We start from the raw sequence: 21,516 nt of genomic DNA on the forward strand, positions 1-21,516 counted from the left end.
GGCGGGCTAACCGTTATACTTTCGCCGCCTGCGAAACCGTGGCCGCAGGCGTGAATAGCCACCATTGAGGGTGAACGCGTGAACCTAATTATGAAAATGCTGGCTGCACCAGCAACCGTACTGGCCCTATGGGCTGTCAGCGCTCAAGCTGCGACCAATGACGACATTGCCAAGCGCCTGGAGCCTGTCGGCCAGGTGTGCGTCCAGGGCCAGGAATGCAAGGGGATGGAAGTCGCTGTTGTCGCTGGCGGCGGCGGGGCAAAAACCCCGGACGAGATCATCGCCAAGCACTGCAACGCCTGCCACAGCACTGGCCTGTTGGGCGCGCCGAAAATCGGCGATACCGCTGCCTGGAAAGAGCGCGCCGATCACCAGGGCGGCCTCGACGGCATCCTGGCCAAGGCGATCACCGGTATCAACGCCATGCCGCCAAAAGGCACCTGTGCTGATTGCTCGGATGACGACCTTAAAGGTGCCATCAAGAAGATGTCCGGGCTCTAATCCGCCGATCTTCGCCAAAAATGCCGCTTACGAGCGGCTTTTTTGTGCCCGCGATTTTTGTTTCAGGGCTGTTCTTTGCAGCAAACACCCGCCACTCTCTGTCCAACCCCTAATCACGGAATGTTCAGGAGGGTCGGATGGTGCAGTTGTGTTCAATCGAGCAGGCAGTTGACGACGTACTGGCGCGCTTGCCGGCGCATATTCACATGGGCATGCCCTTGGGGCTGGGCAAACCCAACCTGTTCGTCAATGCGCTGTACCGGCGCATCGCCAAGCTGCCGGAGCGGGCGCTGACGATCTACACCGCACTCAGCCTGGGCCGCCCACCGCTGGGCGACGGCTTGCAGAAGCGTTTTCTCGAACCCTTTATCGAGCGGGTGTTTGGTGATTATCCCGAGCTGGATTTTCTCGCCGACCTGCGTAAAGACAGCCTGCCCAACAACATCCACGTGCAGCAGTTCTTCATGCAGCCCGGCAGCCTGCTCCATAGCGCCTCGGCCCAGCAGGATTACGTGAGCAGCAACTACAGCCACGCCGCCCGCGATATCAACGCTGCCGGCCTGAACCTGGTGGCGCAACTGGTGGCCAGCAGCAGTGAACATCCCGACCGGTTGAGCCTGAGCTGCAACCCGGACATCACCCTCGACCTGCTGCCGATGATCGCCAAGCGCCGCGACGCCGGCGAAACCATTCTGATCGTCGGCCAGGTCCATACGGATTTGCCCTACATGCCCGGCGATGCCGAGCTGGGCATGGACGCGTTTGATTACCTGATCGACGAAAAGGACAGCACCACGCTGTTCTCCACGCCGAATATGCCGGTGGGGGTCCAGGATCACTTTATCGGCCTGCATGCCAGCACGCTGGTGCGCGATGGCGGCACCTTGCAGATCGGCATCGGCTCCATGGGCGATGCGCTGACCGCTGCGCTGTTGGCGCGTCAGGCCGACAACGAAGCTTATCGCTTGCTGCTGACCGACCTCGATGTGTACCAATGGGCGCCGCTGATCAGCCATGAAGGCGGCGTCGATCCCTTCGCCCGTGGCCTCTATGGCTGTAGCGAAATGTTCGTCAACGGCCTGCTGGTGCTGGCGGATGCCGGGATTGTGCGGCGTAAGGTTTACCCGGATGTGGCGACCCAGGAGCAGGCCAATGCTGGCCTGCTCGATGAGGCGGCACAATCTGATGGCGTCTCGATCCACGGCGGTTTCTTTCTCGGCCCGCGCAGTTTTTACCAGCGCCTGCAGGAAATGACCCACAGCAAACGCCTTGAATTCAACATGACCCGCATCAGCTACATCAACGAGTTGTACGGCCAGGAACAACTCAAGCGCCTGCAACGCCTGGATGCGCGGTTTATCAACAGCGCGATCATGGTGACCTTGCTCGGCGCCGGTGTGGCTGACCAGCTGGAAGATGGCCGCGTGCTCAGCGGTGTCGGCGGGCAGTACAACTTCGTCGCCCAGGGCCATGCGCTGGAAGGTGCGCGGTCGATCCTGATCCTGCGCAGCTGGCGCGAGTCGGCGGGGGAGGTCAGTTCCAATATCGTCTGGGACTACGGCCACTGCACCATTCCCCGGCACCTGCGGGATATCGTCATCACCGAGTACGGTATCGCCGATTTGCGCGGTCAGACCGATGCCAAGGTGATCGAGGCGTTGCTCAATATCACCGACTCACGTTTCCAGGGCGATTTGATCGAGCAAGCGCAAAAGGCCGGCAAGTTGCCCAAGGATTTCCAGTTGGATGTGCGATTTGCCGACAACACGCCGCAGCGCCTCCAGGCGATTCAGGCGCGGCATTCGCGGTTGTTTCCGGAGTATCCGCTGGGCAGCGATTTCAGCGATGAAGAGCGGGATCTGTTGCGCGCGTTGAATTGGCTCAAGAGCAAATTCAAGCTGACGGAGATTTTGGAGTTGGGCAAGGCGGCGTTGGATGCGCCGGAGCCGGAGGTGTTTCCCGGGCACTTGAAGCGGATGGGGTTGGATAAGCCGGAAGGGCTCAAAGAAGATCTATATCAGCGTTTGCTGCTGGCGGGCTTACAGGCCACCGCACACTAACAGGCAATACACAACCAAATGTGGGAGCTGGCTTGCCTGCGATAGCGGAGTGTCAGGCGACATCAATGTCGCTGTACCACCGCGATCGCAGGCAAGCCAGCTCCCACATTTTTAACAGTGCCCGCTCAGGAGTAGTGCTTACTCGATGAAGGTCACCACACCACCCGCCAGCGACTTCACCCGCGCCAGCGATTCAACCCGATAACCCTGCGCATCCAGCTCCGCACGGCCACCCTGGAACGACTTCTCGATCACGATCCCCAAGCCGGCAACGGTGGCACCGGCCTGCTTGATGATCGAAATCAGCGCCTGGGACGCCTTGCCGTTGGCCAAAAAGTCATCGATTACCAGCACGCGGTCGCTGCTGGTGAGGTGGCGCGGGGAGATCGCCACGGTGCTTTCCACCTGCTTGGTGAACGAGTAAACGGTCGCCGACAGCAGGTTTTCAGTCAGGGTCAGGGACTGGTGCTTGCGCGCGAAAATCACCGGTACGCCCAGGTTCAGGCCGGTCATGATCGCCGGCGCAATGCCCGAAGCTTCGATGGTGACGATCTTGGTGATGCCCGAGTCCTTGAACAGCGCAGCGAATTCGTCGCCGATCAGTTTCATCAGCGCCGGATCGATCTGGTGGTTCAGAAAGGCGTCGACCTTGAGTACCTGATCGGAAAGCACGATGCCTTCTTCGCGAATTTTCTTGTGCAGTGCTTCCACGAAAGCTTCCTCTGTTGACGCAATGCGCGCCGAAAGTAGATTAAAAAGTAGTCGATTCTAGCGCTTTAACATCGCGCGTATGTCCGCCAAGGCGGTGTTGCCGCGAACGGCCTTCACCTCGGTCGGGGTGTCGTCATTGCCTTCCCAGGCCAGGTCGTCCGGCGGCAGTTCGTCGAGGAACCGGCTGGGGGCACAATCGATGATCTCGCCGTATTGCTTGCGCTTGGCGGCAAAGGTGAAGGCCAGGGTCTGGCGGGCGCGGGTGATGCCCACGTAGGCCAGTCGGCGTTCTTCTTCGATGGTGTCAGCTTCGATACTGGAGCGGTGTGGGAGGATTTCCTCTTCCATGCCCATGATGAACACGTAGGGGAATTCCAGGCCCTTGGAGGCATGCAAGGTCATCATCTGCACACCTTCGGCGCCGTCTTCCTCTTCCTGCTGGCGCTCCAGCATGTCGCGCAGCACCAGCTTGCCGATGGCATCTTCGACGGTCATCTCGCCGTCTTCGTCTTTTTCCAGGGTGTTCTTCAGCGCTTCGATCAGGAACCAGACGTTGCCCATGCGGTAATCCGCGGCCTTGTCACTGGAACTGTTGGTGCGCAGCCAGTTTTCATAGTCGATGTCCATGACCATGCTGCGCAGGGCGCTGATCGGGTCTTCGCCGGCGCACTGCTCGCGGACCTTGTCCATGAAGCGCTTGAAGCGCGACAGGCGGTCGGTGAAGCGGGTGTCCAGGTGTTCGCCGAGGCCGATTTCATCGGTGGCGGCGTACATCGAGATCTTGCGTTCGGTGGCGTAGTTGCCGAGCTTTTCCAGGGTGGTGGAACCGATTTCGCGGCGCGGCACGTTGATCACGCGCAGGAAGGCGTTGTCGTCGTCCGGGTTCACGATCAGCCGGAAGTAGGCCATCAGGTCTTTCACTTCCTGGCGTCCGAAAAAGCTGTTGCCGCCCGACAGGCGATACGGAATCTGGTGATGCTGCAGCTTCAGCTCGATCAGCTTGGCCTGGTAATTCCCGCGATACAGGATCGCAAAGTCGCTGTAGGGCCGGTCGGTACGCAGGTGCAAGGTCAACAACTCGACGGCCACGCGTTCGGCTTCGGCATCTTCGTTACGGCAGCGGATCACACGGATCTCGTCGCCGTGGCCCATCTCACTCCACAGTTGTTTTTCAAACTCGTGGGGGTTGTTCGAGATCAGCACGTTGGCGCAGCGCAGGATGCGGCTGGTGGAGCGGTAGTTCTGCTCCAGCATCACCACTTTCAGGGACGGGTAGTCGTCCTTGAGCAACATCAGGTTTTCCGGGCGCGCACCGCGCCAGGCGTAGATCGACTGGTCGTCGTCGCCCACCACGGTGAACTGGTTGCGTTTACCGATAAGCATTTTCACCAGCAGGTACTGGCTGGCGTTGGTGTCCTGGTATTCGTCCACCAGCAGGTAGCGCACCTTGTTCTGCCACTTCTCCAGAATGTCAGCGTGCTCTTCGAACAGCTTCACGGGCAGCAGGATCAGGTCGTCGAAGTCCACCGCGTTGAACGCCTTGAGCGTGCGCTGATAGTGGGTGTAGACGATGGCGGCGGTCTGTTCCTTGGGATTACGCGCGTTTTCCAGGGCCTGGGGCGGCAGAATCAGGTCGTTTTTCCAGGCGCCGATCATGTTCTTGATCTCGTCCACGCCGTCGTCGCCTGCGTATTCCTTCTGCATGATGTCGGTCATCAACGACTTCACATCGGTCTCGTCAAAGATCGAGAAGCCTGGCTTGTAGCCCAGCCGCGCGTGTTCCTTGCGGATGATGTTCAGGCCCAGGTTGTGGAAGGTACACACGGTGAGGCCACGGCCTTCGCCACCCTTGAGCAGGGTGCCGACGCGCTCTTTCATTTCCCGCGCCGCCTTGTTGGTAAAGGTCATGGCGACAATGTACTGGGCGCGGATGCCGCAGTTCTGGATCAGGTGCGCAATCTTGCGGGTGATCACGCTGGTCTTGCCGGAGCCAGCACCGGCGAGCACCAATAGAGGGCCGCCGACGTAGTTCACGGCTTCTTGCTGCCGGGGATTGAGTCGGGACATACAGAATTCAGGGAGTCGTTATTCAAAAGGGCGGGCATTTTAACAGGCTGGCAGGATTCTGCTCTGTCAGAACGACAGTGTGACGTACCACTCGATCTAAATTTGCCGGTTTTGATACTTTGCCGCAGGATGTCAGGGCAATTGAGACTAATGTTTACAACCTGCGTGTTTGATAACCCCTATCATTGGTGATTATCAGGCCGCACGTCATAATGCCCGCCGCCAACGAATTCTTGCAGAGTCTAGGGAGCTAGCTTGTCTACGCCTGTCGAACCCTTGCGTTTGCTGCTGCTGGCCGATGAGCCCGCGTGGGCAGCGTTGTTGCGCGAGTGCCTGGCGCCGATGGGCGATGGGGCTGTGCTGATCAGCGCGCCAAATTGGGATTCCGTAAGTCGTCTGTTCGATGACGACCACGGTGCCGTGCTATTGACCACGCCAGGCCTGCAACCTGGCCCCGGCCGTTGCAGCTTGCCGTGCGTATTGCTGCTGGAGCAGGAACCGCTGGTTTCACCGCTGGGGGTCAGCGACTGGCTGGTGCAGACCGCCTTGGACGCCGACACCCTGCGCCGCTGCCTGCGCCACGTTCGCGAACGCGGCGTGCTGGAAACCACCCTGCAACGCCTGGCCGAACAGGACCCGCTCACCGGTATCGCCAACCGCCAGGGTTTCCAGACCCTGCTGGCGGCGCGGCTGGCCGAGAACGAAGGCCGCGGCCTGGCCCTCGGTCACCTGGACCTCGACAACTTCCGCCATGCCAACGACGCCCTCGGCCACCAGGCCGGCGACCGGTTGATCCTGCAAGTGGTCTCGCGGCTCAAGAGCCAGTTGGAGGCCGGCGACCAACTGGCGCGCCTGGGCAGCGATGAATTCGCCTTGCTGATCGACACCCGCCGTGCGCCCCAGCGCGCCGAGTGGATGGCCGAGCGCATCACCGAAGTCATGGCCGAACCCTATTGGGTCGATGGCGAAAGCCTGCTGATCGGTTGCAGCCTGGGCGTGGCGCACGCCCGTGCCAGCGCCGGCGCCGACCCGCTGATGTGGCACGCGCATATCGCCATGCAGCAAGCCAAAAGCACCCAAGGCTGCACCTTTCATATCTTCAACGAACGCATCAACCGCAACGCGCGCAGCCTGGCGGACCTGGAAAGTGAACTGCGCCGGGCCTTGCGCCGTGACGAACTGGAGTTGCACTACCAGCCGCGCCTGGACCTGGACGACGGGCATATCGTCGGCCTGGAAGCCCTGGTGCGCTGGCGTCACGGCGAACGTGGCCTGTTGCCGCCCAGCGAATTCGTGCCCCTGGCCGAGCAAAGCGGCCTGATCGTACCGTTGGGCTACTGGGTGATTTCCCGCGCCCTGCGCGACATGCAGGACCTGCGCGAACGCGGCCTGCCGCCGCTGCACATGGCGGTCAACCTGTCGTTTCGCCAGTTCCAGGACAGCCAATTGCTGTCCACCCTCAGCCGGTTGATTGCCGAACGTGGCGTGGAAGCGCAATGGCTGGAATTCGAACTGACCGAAACCGCGGTGATGCGCCGCAGCGACCTGGTCAAGCAGACCATGGACGCCCTCGGCCGCCTTGGCGTGCGCTTTTCCCTGGATGACTTCGGCACCGGTTTCTCATCGTTCGTGCACCTCAACAGCCTGCCGATAGCCTTGTTGAAGATCGACAAGAGCTTTGTCGGCGGCATGGAAGAGCGCGAAGAGAACCGCAAGCTGGTGCACGCGATGATCAATCTGGCCCACAACCTCAACCTGGAAGTGGTGGCCGAGGGCGTGGAAACCCCTGAGCAGTTGGCGTTGTTGCGGTTGTTTGGGTGTGACCAGGCCCAGGGTTATCTGATCAGCAAGCCGTTGCCGTTGCCGGAGTTGGTGGAATACCTCACCTATGGAAAAGGCCGAGAGGCTTTACTGGGTTGAATGGCGACGCCGATCGACTGTGGGAGCGGGCTTGTGTGGGAGCGGGCTTGCTCGCGAAAGCGGTGGGTCAGTCAATGAATTTATATCTGATTCACCGCTTTCGCGAGCAAGCCCGCTCCCACAGGTTTTGACCGCGTCAGACCTTTAATCCGCCTGGGCGGCTTGAAATGTAGCTTGAACCTGCGGCTCCCGCCGAATCATCCGCTTCATCTTCGCCTCAAACGCCCACGTCAGGCTCACCGCCGCACACGCCAGCCCCAGCGCCAGGCCCCACCACACCCCGGTCGGCCCCCAGCCCAGGGTGAACGCCATCAGCCACGCCGCTGGCGCGCCGATCAGCCAATAACAACCCAGGCCCACCAGGAACGTGGTCTTGGCGTCCTTCAGCCCACGGATACAACCCATGGCGATGGTCTGCACACCGTCGAACAACTCAAACCACGCGGCCACGGCCAACAGGCTGACGGCCAGCACGATCACGTCGTGGAACGCCGGGTCATTGTGGTCAAGGAACAGCCCGATCAGCGGGTCGGACAACAGCCAGAACACGGCGGCAAACCCGAGCATCACCGTTGCCCCAAAGCCGATGCCGACCCGGCCGGCCAGGCGTGCTTGCAGCAACTGCCCGGCGCCGTAGTGCTGGCCGATGCGCATGGTCACCGCGTAGGACATCCCCGCCGGCACCATGAACGCCACCGAGACAATCTGCAGGGCGATCTGATGCGCCGCCAACTGCGTGCTGCCCATGGTGCCCATGCACAGCGCCGCGAAGGCGAACAACCCGACCTCTACCGCATAGGTGCCGCCAATCGGCAGGCCCAGGCGCCATAGCTCGCGCAGGTAGGTGGTGTTGAGGCGCAGCAGGCCAGTGCCCAGCGGGTAAGCGGCATAGGCACGGTTGCTGCGGATGTACCACATCAGCGCCAGGGCCATGCCGTTGGCGACGATGGCCGTGACCAGGCCGATGCCCATCAAGCCCAGTTTTGGCAGGCCGAACATGCCCTCGATCAAGGCATGGTTGAGCAGGTAGTTGATGACCGTGCCGCACAGGCTGATGACCATCACCGGCGTGGCTTTGCCGATGGCACTGGTGAAGCCGCGCAAGGCCATGAAACTCAGGTAGCCGGGCAGGGCGAAGGGCAGGATCGTGAGGAATTGCCCCGCCGCCTGCACGTTGGTTTCGGTCTGGCCAAACATCAGCAGCACCGGCTTGAGGTTCCACAGCAGCAACGCCGCCGCCAGGGCCATCAGCATGGCGAGCCACAGCCCGGCCTGGGTCAGGCGGGTGGCGCCTTCGATATCGCCCGCGCCGTGACGAATCGCCACCAGGGTGCCCACGGCGGCAATCACACCGATGCAGAAAATCGCCACGAACGAATAGCTGGCCGCCCCCAGGCCGCCGCCGGCCAGGGCTTCGGGGCTCAGGCGAGCCATCATCAGGGTGTCGGTCAACACCATCAGCATGTGCGCCAACTGTGAGGCAATCAACGGCCCCGACAGCCGCAGAATGGCCCAGAGTTCGGTACGTGCTGGATGCTGCATGATCATCACGCTCAAATAGTCAGAGGGTTGTGGAAGGGTTGATTCTCGGCGCTCTCGGCCGATTGCACAAAGGGATAAAAGCGATGGTTCACATGATAAAAACTCATGCCTGATCTATTCTGGTAGGGTTTCGCTATCCTGCTGTCGGAGCGTTCCTCATGTCCCGTCGTCTTCCTCCTCTTTACGCCCTGCGGGCCTTTGAAGCCGCGTCTCGGCATAACTCCTTCACCCGTGCGGCGGAAGAACTGTCTATTACGCAAAGTGCGGTGAGCCGGCATATCCGCACCCTTGAGGATCACTTCGCCTGTCGCCTTTTCCAGCGCAGTGGCCGCACCTTGCAGCTCACTGAAGCCGCGCGCCTGTTATTGCCCGGCGTGCGCGAGGGGTTTGCGGCACTGGAGCGCGCCTGCCATACCTTGAACGCCGAAGATGACATCCTGCGCATGAAGGCGCCTTCCACCCTGACCATGCGCTGGTTGCTGGCGCGGCTCAGTCGTTTCCGCGCCTTGCAGCCGGGCAACGAAGTGCAATTGACCAGCGCGTGGATGAACGTGGATGAGGTGGATTTCAACCAGGAGCCCTTCGACTGTGCGGTGTTGTTGAGCTACGGGCATTTCCCGGCGGATTGGGACGCGTGCTACCTGTACCCGGAGCTGTTGATCCCGGTCGGCGCCCCCAACTTGCTGGACGACGGGCCGTGGGACGCTGCACGCCTGGCGACGGCCGAGCTGTTGCATCCCACGCCCGACCGCCGCGACTGGCGCAGTTGGCTGGAGCGTATGGGCTTGTCGTCGCAGGTATCGCTCAAGGGCGGGCAGGTGTTCGACACCCTTGAACTGGGCATGATCGCCGCCGCGCGAGGCTACGGCGTGTCCATGGGGGATTTGTTGATGGTGGCCGAAGATGTGGCCCAGGGGCGCTTGAGCCTACCGTGGCCCACCGCCGTGGCCAGTGGGGAAAGTTACTACCTGGTGTGGCCGAAAACCCGCCCCGGCGGTGAGCGGCTGCGGCGCTTGGCGGACTTCCTGCAAAGCGAGGTCAAGGCCATGGAATTGCCCGAGGTCGAGCGCCTGTGAGCATGCGTGCAATACCGTTCGTGCAATCGTTTGCGCGATAACCCTGTGAATCGCTCAAGTATTGCCCGCGCACGCCGAAGTAGGTGTGTTGGAACCATCGTGCCCCAACGCTTCCCACTAGATAAATTGCCGAGCAGCGCTATGAGATCAGGATGATCCTGGCCTCGGCCAGGAGCTGTCATGTCTCAACCTCGCGCCCGGATTGCCTCCCAGCTAGGCCTCGCGCTCGCCGTGATTCTGGCTGTCGTCATCAGCGGCAGTACCGTGTTTGCCTTGCGTTCCCTCGACTCCGCCAACCTCGACACCCGCGAGGAGCACCTGGCCAGCGAAGCGCGCCTGCTCGCCGACCAACTCAATACCTTCCACAGCACCTTGCGCGAAAGCACCCAGCGTTTGAGCGGGCTGTTTGAAAAGCGCTTCGGCGCCGGTTTGAGTGTGCGTGCCGACCAGCCAGTCACCGTGGCCGGCGTACAGACCCCGAGCCTGTTCCTGGGCAGCGACCTGTTGAACAACGATTTCGCCGAAGTCGATGAGTTCAAGGACACCTCGGGCGGCGTGGCCACAGTGTTTGTGCGCAATGGTGAGGACTTTATCCGCATCAGCACTTCCCTGACCAAACAGGATGGCAGCCGCGCCATCGGCACTGTGCTGGATCACCAGCATCCGGCCTATCAACGCCTGCTGGCCGGGCAGAACTACGTCGGTCGTGCGGTGTTGTTCGAACGTTCCTACATGACCCAGTACACGCCGGTACGCGACGGCGCAGGCAAAGTCATTGCCGTGCTGTTTGTGGGCTTTGATTACACCGACGCGCAGAACGCCCAGTTCGACAACCTCAAGCGCTTCCGCATCGGCCAGACCGGTTCCCTGGCCTTGCTCGATGAGCAGAAGAAGTGGCTGGTGCCACCGGCGGGCGTGCAGGCGTTGGACCAGGCGATCCCGGTAGTGCTCGATCTGGCGAAAAAGCCGGGTGCCGGGCGATTCTGGAGCGACAAGAACGAAGACTTCTACAGCGTCGCGGTGCCGTTCGAGGGCGGCCCGTGGTCGGTGGTGGCAAGCATGCCGAAGGCTGAGATCCGTGCCGTCACCTGGGCCGTGGGGATTCGCCTGGTGATCGGCAGCGTACTGGCGATGTTGCTGGCGGTCGGTGCGGCTGTCTGGCTGTTGCGCAGCAAATTGCAGCCATTGAGCGACCTGGTGCGCCAGGCCGAGGCCTTGGGTGCCGGCGATTTGAGCGCGCGCTTGAACGTGTCCAGCCATGACGAAATCGGCCAACTGGCGCGTAGCTTCAACCAGATGGGTGAAGCGTTGTCGACCATGGTTTCGCATATCCGCAAGGCATCCGAAGAGGTCAACAGCCGGGCGCAGGCGTTGTCCGGGTTGTCTGGCGGTGCCTATGAAGGCATGGAGCAGCAGTCGGGCGAGATCACCAGCATGGCCGGCGCCGTGGAAGAGTTCAGCGCCACCTCGCTGAACATTGCCGACAACATGGGCAATACCGAGCGCCTCGCCCAGGAAAACGCCCAGCAGACGCGCATCGGTCGCAACTCGATGCAGGAGGCCTCGTCGTCCCTGGAACATATCGCCACCGCGCTGAACAGCACGGCCACGGTGATCAACACCCTCGGCCAGCGTTCCCAGGAGATCGGCGGAATTGTCGGAACGATTACCGCCATCGCCGACCAGACCAACCTGCTGGCACTCAACGCCGCCATCGAAGCCGCCCGCGCCGGTGAGCAGGGCCGTGGGTTTGCCGTGGTCGCCGATGAGGTGCGCAACCTGGCGTCGCGCACCCGCCAGGCCACCGACGAAATTTCCGGGATGATCCAGAGCATCCAGCAGGAAACCGGCAACGCCATCACCACCATGGAACACGGCAATGTGCTGATGCAGGAAGGCCTGTCGCGCAACGCCGACGTGGCCTCGGCCCTGGCCCGCATCGACGAGCAAAGCCGCTCGGCGGGGCAGCAGTTTGCCGCGATTACCACGGCAACCCAGGAGCAGAGCAGCACGGCGACGTTGCTCAGCAGCAACTTGCAGAGCATTGCGCTGGCCAACAGCGAGCAGCGTGAAGTGGTGTCGAACCTGGCGATTACGGCCAGGGAGTTGGAGACGTTGGCGGCTGGCTTGCGCCAAGAGGTCGACCGCTTCCGTTGACGCTAAACAAGGCGTGCCCGGCTCCTCGGAACCGGGGCTTGCCTAGGGTTTTTTCAGCGCACCGGCCAAGCGCACCATTGCGGTTTCGATTTCATGGGCGTTCAAGGACGAGTAGCCCAACAGCCAGCCCTGCTTTTTTCCGTCGCCAGCATATAACCGGCTGAGGCCGGGCAACTGCACACCGGCACTGGCGGCTTGGCGAATGGTGGTTTCTTCTGGCCAGCCTTCGTGCAGCAAACAGGGGATTTGCAGCCCGCCCGGCGGGCGACAGGCTGTCACCACACCGTGCAGATGCTTGCCGATAGCCTCCAACATGATCGTTTGGCGTGCGCCGTAGAGTTTGCGCATGGCCCGTACGTGGGCGTTGTAATGCCCGTCCTCCATAAAGCGCGCCAGCGTCAGTTGCAGGATCTGCGGCGTGTGGCCGTCCATCATGCTGCGGGCGTAGGTGAAGGCTTTGACCAGTTCGGCTGGCAGCACCATGTAGCCCATGCGCAGGCCGGGGTAGAGGGTCTTGCTGAAGGTGCCGATGTAAAGCGTGCGCCGGTACTTGTCCAGGCCCTGCACGCAGGCGGTGGGTTTGCCTTGGTAGTGAAACTCGCTGTCATAGTCGTCCTCGATGATCCACTTGCCTTGTGCCGCTGCCCAGTTGATCAACTCAAGACGACGTTCCAGGGTCAATGTGGCGCCGGTCGGGTATTGGTGGGAGGGCGTCACATACACGCAGGGGGCGCCGCTGCGGTCGGCGTGCAGCAGGTCGGTGCGTATGCCCTGTTCATCCACATCGATCGGCACCACCCTGGCCTCGGCGGTTTCAAACGCTTTTTTGGCGCCGAAGTAGCCTGGGTTTTCCAACAGGATCGGCTTGCCGACGTCCACCAGCAGCTGTGCGCAAAGGAACAGCGCCTGGCGCGTGCTGCTCAGCACCAGGACCTGGTCCGGCGAGCACTTGGCACCACGTTCAAGGTTCAAGTAGGTGGCGATGGCTTTGCGCAACGGCTCTGCCCCTTGCGGGTCGCCGTGCAACAGCACGTTGCTGCGATGGTCCTTCATCACCTGGCGTTGCAGGCGCTCCCAGACGGCTGTCGGAAACGTCCGGGTTTCCGGCAGGCCGGTGGCAAACGCCTTGATGACCTGTTGATCGTTCACGCCACCGCTGTCGAGGATCATTTGCCCGCGCTGGCTCAAGCCGGCACCGTCTGCCACCTGGCTGCTTTTGGCTTCCTTGGCCTTGATGCGTCGGCGTGAGGCGCCGCGCAATTCTGCGCCGATGGCATCGCACACATAACTGCCAGAGCCTGCGCGCCGCACGATGAAACCATCGCGGTGTAACTGCACGTAGGCGTTTTCCACCGTGTCGCGGGCAAGCCCCAGTGATTTCGCCAATACCCGCGTCGCCGGCAGTTTCAATCCGGGCGCCAGTGCGCCGTCGAGGATCAGCGCCCGCAATGCGCGCTGAATTCGCTGATGCAGGTCCAGCAGGCGGAATTCAGCATCATTGAGCCGCATTTGCAGCGTTTCCAGCTCGAATGTTTTTGCCATGCGGTCTGCTCATCCTTGATGAATTGGCCGGTAGAGGCAGGCCAGTCTCTCCGTAGACTTTAACGCTTGCCGCTATCACCTATCCACCGCAAGGAGCAAAGCCCCATGTCCTCTTCGCTATCGTCGCCGCTGCGCTGGCGCGACCTGTTCCACCCGGTGATTGCCGGGCTCATTTCGGTGCTCGTCAATTATGGCGGCACCTTTATCCTGGTGTTCCAGGCGGCCAGGGTTGCGGGGCTCAGCCCTGAGCTGACGGCATCGTGGGTGTGGTCGGTGTCGATTGGCGTTGGCGTCACCGGGTTGTATCTGAGTTGGGCAAACCGCCAGCCGATCATCACCGCGTGGTCGACACCCGCCGCGGCGTTTCTGGTGGTTGCGTTGTCCACGACGCCCTACGCCGAGGCGGTCGGTGCGTACATGCTGTCAGCTGCCGCCTTTGTGTTGCTGGGGTTGTCGGGCTGTTTCGAAAAACTCATCCGCTTGATTCCGCCCGGCATCGCCGCCGCGCTGCTCGCCGGTATCTTGCTGCCGTTCGGGGTCGGCGCGTTTGCGGGCATGAGCCTCGACCCAGTGTTGGTCGGGTTGCTGATTTCCGCTTACATCCTGCTCAAGCGGTTTACCGCACGTTATGCCGTCGTAGGCATTTTGGTGCTGGGGCTGGCGTTTTTGTTAACGCAGGCGCGTGTGGATCTTTCGGGGCTATCGCTGCAATTGGCGGCGCCGGTGTTCACCCAGCCGGAGTTCTCGCTCAATGCGCTGCTCAGCGTGGCACTGCCGTTGTTTCTGATCACACTGACGGGGCAGTACATGCCGGGCATGCTGGTGCTGCGCAACGATGGCTTCAAGATCAGCGCCAACCCGATCCTCACGGTGACGGGGCTGGGCTCACTGTTAATGGCGCCTTTTGGCTCCCACGCGTTCAACGTGGCGGCCATCACTGCCGCCATCTGTACCGGCAAGGAAGCCTCGCAGGACCCATCCAAGCGCTGGATCGCGGGGGTTGCCGCAGGTGTGTTCTACATCCTCATCGGAGTCTTCGGGGTGACGCTGGCCGCGGTGTTCATGGCGTTCCCGGCCACCTTCATTACGACGCTGGCCGGGCTGGCCCTGCTCGGTACCATCGGCGCCAGCCTGGCCAGCGCCATGGCTGATGCCAAATCCCGTGAAGCATCGCTGATCACCTTTCTGGCGTGCGCCGCCAACATCACCCTGTTGGGCATAGGCGGGGCGTTTTGGGGGCTGTTGATCGGGCTGGCAGCGTATGTCCTGCTCAATGGCCGCCTGCCAAGGAGAAAGGCGGCAGCAGACGTTTCGATCAAGGGCTCCACGCGATAAGGCTCGCCTATCAGTGATCAGCCTGGCTGCACGCTGCTGGCCGGTATTGCAGGGCTTCGGCAATGTGTTGGCGACCGATAGTCTGCACGCGCTCCAGGTCCGCCAGGGTGCGCGCGACTTTCAGCAGCCGGTGCGCGGCGCGCAGGGACAGGGTCAGCCGCTCGCACGCGCTTTCCAGCCATGCTTCATCTGGCTTGGAAAGCGCGCAATGCTGGCGCAACCCAGGCAAATCCAGGAATGCATTGGCGCAGCCCTGGCGGTTTTGTTGGCGCTCCCGGGCCTGGGCCACCAGTGCCGACGCGGTGGCCGTGTTGTCGCCGGTTTGCGGCGCCGGGTTCAACGCGGTGGTCTCCCGGGCGACGGTCAGGTGCAGGTCGATCCGGTCCAGCAGCGGCCCGGAGAGTTTGTTGCGATAGCGCTGGACTTGCTCCGGCGTACAACGACAGCGCCCGCTGGGTTCGCCCATGTAGCCACAGGGGCAGGGGTTCATCGCGGCCACCAATTGAAAGCGCGCGGGGAAGCTCACTCGGTCGCGGGCGCGGGAGATGACGATGTGCCCCGACTCCAAAGGTTCGCGCAGAACCTCCAGCACCTTGCGATCAAACTCCGGTAACTCGTCCAGAAACAAAACGCCGTGGTGCGCCAGGGTGATTTCCCCTGGCTGCGGCTTTGTTCCGCCGCCGACCAAGGCCGGCCCTGACGCCGAATGGTGGGGCTGACGAAACGGGCGATGCGGCCAATGGCTCAGGGGCGCCAGGCTGACCACGGATTGAATCGCCGCCACTTCCAGCGCTTCCTGTTCGCTCAGTGGCGGCAACAAACCGGGCAGGCGGCTGGCGAGCAAGGTCTTGCCCGTTCCGGGAGGCCCGCTGAACAGCAGGTTGTGTGCGCCTGCTGCCGCAATCAACAGGGCGCGCTTGGCCGCGAGTTGGCCCTGCACTTCGCTCAAGTCCGGGTAGGGCTTGTTCAAGTACAGCAAGCCATCGGACCTGTAAGGCTCAATCGGCTGGTGCCCGTTCAGATGCGCCACGACCTGCAACAGGTGATCCACCGCAATCACCTTCAAGCCCGACGCCAGGCACGCCTCCTCGGCATTCGCCCTGGGCACTATCACGGTGCGCCCGGCCTTGCGTGCCGCCAATGCCGCTGGCAATACACCCTTCACCGCACGTACCGCGCCGGACAGCGCCAGTTCGCCCAGGCACTCCACCTCATCGAGCATCAGCGCCGGCACTTGCACACTGGCGGCCAGAATGCCCAGGGCAATCGCCAAGTCAAAACGCCCGCCGTCCTTGGGCAGGTCAGCGGGCGCGAGGTTGAGGGTGATGCGGCGGGCAGGGTATTGCAGCGCGCTATTGAGGATGGCGCTGCGTACGCGGTCCTTGCTTTCCTTGACGGCGGTTTCGGGCAGGCCCACCAGGGTGAGCGACGGCAAACCATTGGCCATATGCACTTCGACGGTGACCGCCGGGGCTTCGACGCCGACCTGGGCGCGGCTGTGGACGATGGCGAGGGACATGATCGTTCCTTGAAATGGAGAGGCCGCTTCCTGCGGGTTTTTCAAGGGTAGACGAGGAGTGAAACTATCGATGGAGGGAGGTTTTACAGAACGTATCTGGAGGACGATGCAGATCAAATGTGGGAGCGGGCTTGCTCGCGAATGCGGCGGGTCAGTCAGCACATCAGTAACTGACAGACCGCCTTCGCGAGCAAGCCCGCTCCCACATGGACCGCGTTTATTCAGCAGGTGGCGGTGTGAGTCGCGCTTCCAGTTCGGCGACTTTCGCTTCCAGGCTCTCCAGCCGCGCACGTGTGCGGGCCAGCACGACCATCTGGCTGTCAAACTCTTCCCGGCTCACCAGGTCGAGCTTGCTGAAGCCGCTTTGCAGCAGCGCCTTGAACTGGCTTTCGATTTCGTTGCGGGGCAGCGGGGTTTCGCCGCTGAACAGGCGAGAGGCGTGGCCGCTCAGGGCGTCGAGGAGGTCTTTGGGCGCGAGCATGGGAAATATTCCGAGAAACTGTTGGCCGGCAGTGTATCACGCGGCGTCTATAGTCTTTTTTACCGCCGCCAGCGCACGCTTTTCGCGCAGCGCGCCGCACACCGGCGCACTGTTTTTGTGCGCATTGCCGTCGTCAAAACACCCCGCAGCTGGGCAAACGTGGGCAAAGGACTGATTTCAGTGATTTTTACGGAGCTGGCAAGGTTTCTGCTTAGACGATCATGACCCATGCACTGATGCAGTCGCTGTGACGAATGCAGTGCGCCGACGGATCAGGGGTACAGGTTTCGTCACCAGTGGATCGCTGGCGTCACAAAGGCAATTGCCTTCGCGACGACGCGTTACAAAGCCAGGCACTGCGCTTAGACTTGAGACGGGTTTGTTTTCCTGGGGCAAGTCCACCAATTCGGGAGAGAGTTTTCATGAAGCTAGTCACTGCCATCATCAAGCCGTTCAAGTTGGACGATGTACGCGAGTCGTTGTCCGAGATCGGCGTGCAGGGCATTACCGTTACTGAGGTCAAAGGCTTCGGTCGGCAGAAGGGTCACACCGAGCTGTATCGCGGCGCGGAATACGTGGTCGATTTCCTGCCGAAGGTGAAGATTGATGTCGCCATTGACGACAAGGATCTTGACCGGGTTATCGAGGCGATAACCAAGGCGGCCAACACCGGCAAGATCGGTGACGGCAAGATCTTCGTGGTCAATCTGGAACAGGCTATTCGCATCCGTACCGGCGAAACCGATACCGACGCAATCTAAGCCGCCAAACCCCAACGCCCCAGGAGAAAACAATATGACTCTGCGTAAATTCGCAGGGCTCGGAGCCCTGTTGTCCATCGTAATGCCAAGCCTGGCCATGGCGGCAGACGAAGTGGCTGCTCCAGTCCTCAACTCCGGCGACACCGCCTGGATGCTGACCGCCACCGCACTGGTGCTGTTCATGACTATCCCTGGCCTGGCGCTGTTCTACGGCGGCATGGTCCGCTCCAAGAATATTCTGTCGGTGATGATGCAGTGCTTCGCCATCACTGGCCTGATCAGCATCCTGTGGGTTGTCTACGGCTACAGCATCGCGTTCGATACCACCGGTATGGAACAGGGTGTGGTCAACTTCAACTCCTTCTTCGGCGGCATGGGCAAGGCGTTCCTGGCGGGCGTAACCCCGGCCAGCATCACCGGGCCTGCGGCATTGTTCCCTGAGGCGGTGTTCATCACCTTCCAGATGACCTTCGCCATCATCACTCCGGCCCTGATCGTCGGTGCCTTCGCTGAGCGCATGAAGTTCTCCGCGATGCTGATCTTCATGGCTATCTGGTTCACCCTGGTCTATGCGCCGATTGCACACATGGTCTGGAGCGGCAACGGTGGCCTGATGTGGGACTGGGGCGTGCTGGACTTCGCCGGCGGCACCGTGGTGCACATCAACGCCGGTGTGGCTGGCCTGGTGGCGTGCATCGTGCTCGGCAAGCGTAAAGGCTTCCCGACCACCCCAATGGCACCGCACAACCTCGGTTACACCCTGATCGGTGCAGCCATGCTGTGGATCGGCTGGTTCGGCTTCAACGCCGGTTCCGCCGCCGCGGCCAACGGCACTGCCGGCATGGCGATGCTGGTCACCCAGATCGCTACTGCTGCTGCGGCGCTGGGCTGGATGTTCGCCGAGTGGATCACCCACGGTAAGCCAAGCGCACTGGGCATTGCCTCGGGCGTGGTAGCCGGCCTGGTGGCAATCACTCCGGCCGCTGGCACCGTAGGCCCGATGGGCGCCCTGGTGATCGGCCTGGTTGCCGGTGTGATCTGCTTCTTCTGCGCCACCAGCCTCAAGCGCAAGCTGGGCTACGACGACTCCCTGGACGCATTCGGCGTGCACGGTATCGGCGGTATCGTCGGTGCGATCCTCACCGGTGTGTTCGCAGCCCCTGCATTGGGCGGCTTCGGCACTGTGACTGACGTGGCTGCACAGGTCTGGATCCAGTGCAAAGGCGTCGGCTTCACCGTGATCTACACGGCGATCGTGACCTACATCATCCTCAAGGTGCTGGACATGGTCATGGGCCTGCGGGTCACCGAAGAGGAAGAGGCTGTTGGCCTCGACCTGGCGCAACACAACGAACGCGGCTACAACTTGTAAGTACGCGAAAAAAAGATGCCCGGCTTGCCGGGCATTTTTTTGTCTGGTGTTTGTGAGAGAGAGCACACGGCGCGTCCCTGCATGCGAATGTCTTACAGGCATGTAGGCGTATTCGGCACTTTGTTTTTTCCCAGAGCGCGCTAGAATGCGCGCCGATGGGCGCAAAACTGTATTTATCTGGGCGAGCAGCGTGATCATGGCGCTGCTTGTGAAGTCCTCGCCACCTTTCACGGTGATGGGGCATAAGCCACTGGTTATCCAGTGGATGTTGATTTTTTTCCGGCGGCCTCGACAGGGGATGAAGCTGGGCTATAACTAATCTGCTTTTCGCAAGTCATGAGGTAGAACATGAGCGACGATGATCTGGAAAACGACGACCTCGAAGTAGGTGATGACGACGAGACCGATGAAGGTCTTGACGCTGCAGCCGTTGACGACGGTGCCGACGAAGCCGAAGACGGTGGCGGTGACGACGCAGCACCGAAAGCCAAAGGCAAAGCCAAGGCCGCTGTTTCGGTAGACGAACTGCCAAGCGTTGAAGCCAAGAACAAAGAGCGCGATGCGTTGGCCCGTGCGATGGAAGAATTCCTCGCTAAAGGCGGCAAAGTGCAGGAAGTCGAGGCCAACGTGGTGGCCGATCCACCGAAGAAGCCGGATAACAAGTACGGCAGCCGACCTATCTGAGGTCAGCCACCTGCTTGTAAGAAAAGCCCGCCGTCGCTGCGGGCTTTTTCATGCCCGGAATAAATTCCTAAGGCCCACCGCATACCAAATGTGGGAGCGGGCTTGCTCGCGAATGCGGTCTGTCAGTCACTGATGTGCCGACTGATACACCGCATTCGCGAGCAAGCCCGCTCCCACAGTTTTGATCTTCGCTGTTACTGCCAGCTGCGCAGCAACTCTGGCAATTGCGCCAGGTTACGAATCTCGCCATCCGGGCGCTTATCCGCATCCCACACCTTACCCATCGGGTTAAACCACACCGCCCGCAGCCCCGCCTGTTGCGCCCCGGCAATGTCATCCCCCGGATGATCACCGATATGCACCGCCGCACTGGCGTCCACCCCACCGCGCTTCATCGCCTCCTGAAACAATCGCGCATCCGGCTTGGCGATGCCGATATCTTCGGCGCGCAGGGCAAAATGGAAGTAATCGGCCAGCCCGACACGCTGCACATCGGCATTGCCGTTGGTGATGACCCCCAGCAGGAAGTGCTGGCGCAGCGCCTGCAACATCGGCTCGGCTTCAGGGAACGGGGTGAGCTGATGGCGCGCATGGATGAACGCTTCAAAGCACACATCGGCCATTTGCGTGGCCTCGGGCTGCGGATAACCGGCTTCTTCAAAGGCGTGGGTCAACACCCGGTGACGCAGGATGCTGATGCGGTGTTTCAGCTCGGGATCGCGCGCCAGCACCTGTTGGCGCAGGTTGGCGAAATGCTCCAGCGGCAACTCGCCGACCTTGGGTGCATGGGTGGCCAGCCATTCGCGCATCGACGCTTCGGCGTTGATGATGACGGGTACGTTGTCCCAGAGTGTGTCGTCCAGGTCGAAGGTGATCAGCTTGATACTCATGAGTCGCCGCCCTTGATGCGTTTGGCCCGTGGATGGGCGCTGTCGTACACCGTTGCCAGGTGTTGGAAGTCCAGATGGGTGTAGATCTGCGTGGTCTTGATGTCGGCGTGGCCGAGCAGTTCCTGCACGGCGCGCAGGTCCTGGGACGACTCCAGCATATGGCTGGCAAACGAGTGCCGCAGCATGTGCGGGTGCAGGTTCTGCCCCAGCTCGCGCTCGCCAGCGGCCTTGACGCGCAACTGGATGGCACGCGGCCCCAGGCGCCGGCCCTGCTGGCTGACAAACACCGCATCGTCGGCCGGGTTGGTCAGCAGGCGCAACGGCAGCCACAGTTGCAGGGCTTCCCGGGCTTTGCGGCCCACCGGCAGCACGCGGGTCTTGCTGCCCTTGCCGAGTACCTGCACCAGGCCGTCCGCCAGGTCCAGTTGATCCAGGTTCAGGCCGGTCAGCTCCGACAGGCGCAGGCCCGAGGAATAGAACAGCTCAAGGATCGCCTGGTCGCGATGGGCGAGGAAGTCGTCTTCGACCGCACCATCGAGCAATTGCAGGGCACGGTCGGTGTCGAGTGTCTTGGGCAGGCGCCGTTCGCCCTTGGGCGGCGACAGGCCGTTGGCCGGGTCGTGGTCGCACAAGCCTTCGCGATTGAGGTAGTGATAGAGCCCGCGCACCGCCGACAGCAGGCGCGACAGGCTGGGAGACGATTGGCCGGCCTGGTGCAGGCGTGCGATCAGGCTGCGCAGGCTCTGGATATCCAGGGCTTTCCAGCTGCTGATCTGTTGTTTTTCGCAGAACGCCAGGACCTTGTTCAAGTCCCGCCGGTAGGCTTCCAGCGTATGGGGCGACACCTGGCGCTCGTTGCGCAGGTGAGCGCAATAAGCGTCCAGTTGCCGTTCCATGG

At 61.8% G+C, this 21,516-nt stretch carries 17 protein-coding genes; 9 read left to right on the forward strand and 8 right to left on the reverse strand.

Annotated elements, in window-relative coordinates:
- The first annotated feature begins 90 nt into the window (after nt 1–90).
- Both ACZRMO_RS06565 and ACZRMO_RS06570 read left to right on the forward strand, forming a co-directional pair.
- Nucleotides 91–501, forward strand: coding sequence for a c-type cytochrome (locus ACZRMO_RS06565; RefSeq protein ID WP_026136673.1), 411 nt, complete (start codon nt 91–93; stop codon nt 499–501).
- Between the two features lie 137 nt (nt 502–638).
- The gene (locus ACZRMO_RS06570; RefSeq protein WP_463972305.1) at nt 639–2,561 is read left to right on the forward strand and encodes an acetyl-CoA hydrolase/transferase C-terminal domain-containing protein; all 1,923 of its coding nucleotides are present in this window, start codon (nt 639–641) and stop codon (nt 2,559–2,561) included.
- Between the two features lie 138 nt (nt 2,562–2,699).
- Here ACZRMO_RS06570 and ACZRMO_RS06575 read toward each other — a convergent pair whose 3' ends face one another.
- Both ACZRMO_RS06575 and rep read right to left on the reverse strand, forming a co-directional pair.
- Complete coding sequence (locus tag ACZRMO_RS06575) at nt 2,700–3,272, reverse strand: xanthine phosphoribosyltransferase (RefSeq protein WP_124526902.1); 573 nt, start codon at nt 3,270–3,272, stop codon at nt 2,700–2,702.
- Nucleotides 3,273–3,329: 57 nt separating this feature from the next.
- A complete protein-coding gene (gene rep / locus ACZRMO_RS06580; RefSeq protein ID WP_017737724.1) occupies nt 3,330–5,339 on the reverse strand; it encodes a DNA helicase Rep in 2,010 nt (669 codons plus the stop codon).
- A gap of 255 nt (nt 5,340–5,594) precedes the next feature.
- Here rep and ACZRMO_RS06585 point away from each other — a divergent pair, with 255 nt between their 5' ends.
- The gene (locus ACZRMO_RS06585) at nt 5,595–7,259 is read left to right on the forward strand and encodes a putative bifunctional diguanylate cyclase/phosphodiesterase (RefSeq protein WP_207040354.1); all 1,665 of its coding nucleotides are present in this window, start codon (nt 5,595–5,597) and stop codon (nt 7,257–7,259) included.
- Between the two features lie 144 nt (nt 7,260–7,403).
- On the opposite strand, the gene ACZRMO_RS06590 is transcribed toward ACZRMO_RS06585, so the two are convergent.
- The gene (locus tag ACZRMO_RS06590; protein ID WP_463972306.1) at nt 7,404–8,807 is read right to left on the reverse strand and encodes a NorM family multidrug efflux MATE transporter; all 1,404 of its coding nucleotides are present in this window, start codon (nt 8,805–8,807) and stop codon (nt 7,404–7,406) included.
- A gap of 152 nt (nt 8,808–8,959) precedes the next feature.
- On the opposite strand from ACZRMO_RS06590, the gene ACZRMO_RS06595 reads away from it, so the two are divergent.
- A complete protein-coding gene (locus tag ACZRMO_RS06595; protein ID WP_463972307.1) occupies nt 8,960–9,877 on the forward strand; it encodes a LysR substrate-binding domain-containing protein in 918 nt (305 codons plus the stop codon).
- Between the two features lie 180 nt (nt 9,878–10,057).
- Nucleotides 10,058–12,034, forward strand: a complete 1,977-nt coding sequence (locus tag ACZRMO_RS06600) for a methyl-accepting chemotaxis protein (RefSeq protein WP_463972308.1) — start codon at nt 10,058–10,060, stop codon at nt 12,032–12,034.
- A gap of 42 nt (nt 12,035–12,076) precedes the next feature.
- On the opposite strand, the gene pdxR is transcribed toward ACZRMO_RS06600, so the two are convergent.
- The gene (pdxR, locus tag ACZRMO_RS06605; RefSeq protein WP_463972309.1) at nt 12,077–13,576 is read right to left on the reverse strand and encodes a MocR-like pyridoxine biosynthesis transcription factor PdxR; all 1,500 of its coding nucleotides are present in this window, start codon (nt 13,574–13,576) and stop codon (nt 12,077–12,079) included.
- Nucleotides 13,577–13,681: 105 nt separating this feature from the next.
- On the opposite strand from pdxR, the gene ACZRMO_RS06610 reads away from it, so the two are divergent.
- Nucleotides 13,682–14,911, forward strand: a complete 1,230-nt coding sequence (locus ACZRMO_RS06610) for a benzoate/H(+) symporter BenE family transporter (protein ID WP_463972310.1) — start codon at nt 13,682–13,684, stop codon at nt 14,909–14,911.
- Nucleotides 14,912–14,921: 10 nt separating this feature from the next.
- Here the strand turns inward: ACZRMO_RS06610 and ACZRMO_RS06615 are convergent, their stop codons facing one another.
- Both ACZRMO_RS06615 and ACZRMO_RS06620 read right to left on the reverse strand, forming a co-directional pair.
- Nucleotides 14,922–16,430, reverse strand: a complete 1,509-nt coding sequence (locus ACZRMO_RS06615; protein ID WP_463972311.1) for a YifB family Mg chelatase-like AAA ATPase — start codon at nt 16,428–16,430, stop codon at nt 14,922–14,924.
- Nucleotides 16,431–16,647: 217 nt separating this feature from the next.
- Nucleotides 16,648–16,911, reverse strand: coding sequence for an accessory factor UbiK family protein (locus ACZRMO_RS06620; RefSeq protein WP_124526893.1), 264 nt, complete (start codon nt 16,909–16,911; stop codon nt 16,648–16,650).
- A 422-nt stretch (nt 16,912–17,333) separates the two neighbouring features.
- Between ACZRMO_RS06620 and glnK the strand changes: the two genes are divergently transcribed.
- The 3 genes from glnK (at nt 17,334) to sutA (ending at nt 19,728) form a co-directional block, all read left to right on the forward strand.
- A complete protein-coding gene (gene glnK / locus ACZRMO_RS06625; RefSeq protein WP_002555808.1) occupies nt 17,334–17,672 on the forward strand; it encodes a P-II family nitrogen regulator in 339 nt (112 codons plus the stop codon).
- Between the two features lie 34 nt (nt 17,673–17,706).
- Nucleotides 17,707–19,044 (forward strand): ammonium transporter, encoded by a 1,338-nt coding sequence (locus tag ACZRMO_RS06630; RefSeq protein ID WP_017736993.1) that lies wholly within the window; start codon nt 17,707–17,709, stop codon nt 19,042–19,044.
- A 348-nt stretch (nt 19,045–19,392) separates the two neighbouring features.
- Complete coding sequence (gene sutA, locus ACZRMO_RS06635) at nt 19,393–19,728, forward strand: transcriptional regulator SutA (RefSeq protein ID WP_463972312.1); 336 nt, start codon at nt 19,393–19,395, stop codon at nt 19,726–19,728.
- Nucleotides 19,729–19,922: 194 nt separating this feature from the next.
- On the opposite strand, the gene ACZRMO_RS06640 is transcribed toward sutA, so the two are convergent.
- Together ACZRMO_RS06640 and xerC are read right to left on the reverse strand one after the other, a co-directional pair.
- Nucleotides 19,923–20,618 carry an HAD family hydrolase gene (locus ACZRMO_RS06640; RefSeq protein WP_463972313.1) on the reverse strand — a complete coding sequence of 232 codons (696 nt, stop codon included), beginning with the start codon at nt 20,616–20,618 and terminating at the stop codon, nt 19,923–19,925.
- Complete coding sequence (gene xerC / locus ACZRMO_RS06645; RefSeq protein WP_124526891.1) at nt 20,615–21,514, reverse strand: tyrosine recombinase XerC; 900 nt, start codon at nt 21,512–21,514, stop codon at nt 20,615–20,617. Before xerC ends, ACZRMO_RS06640 begins: the two co-directional genes overlap by 4 nt.
- Nucleotides 21,515–21,516 lie beyond the last annotated feature (2 nt).

The sequence above is a fragment of the Pseudomonas sp. B611 genome, assembly GCF_055407965.1.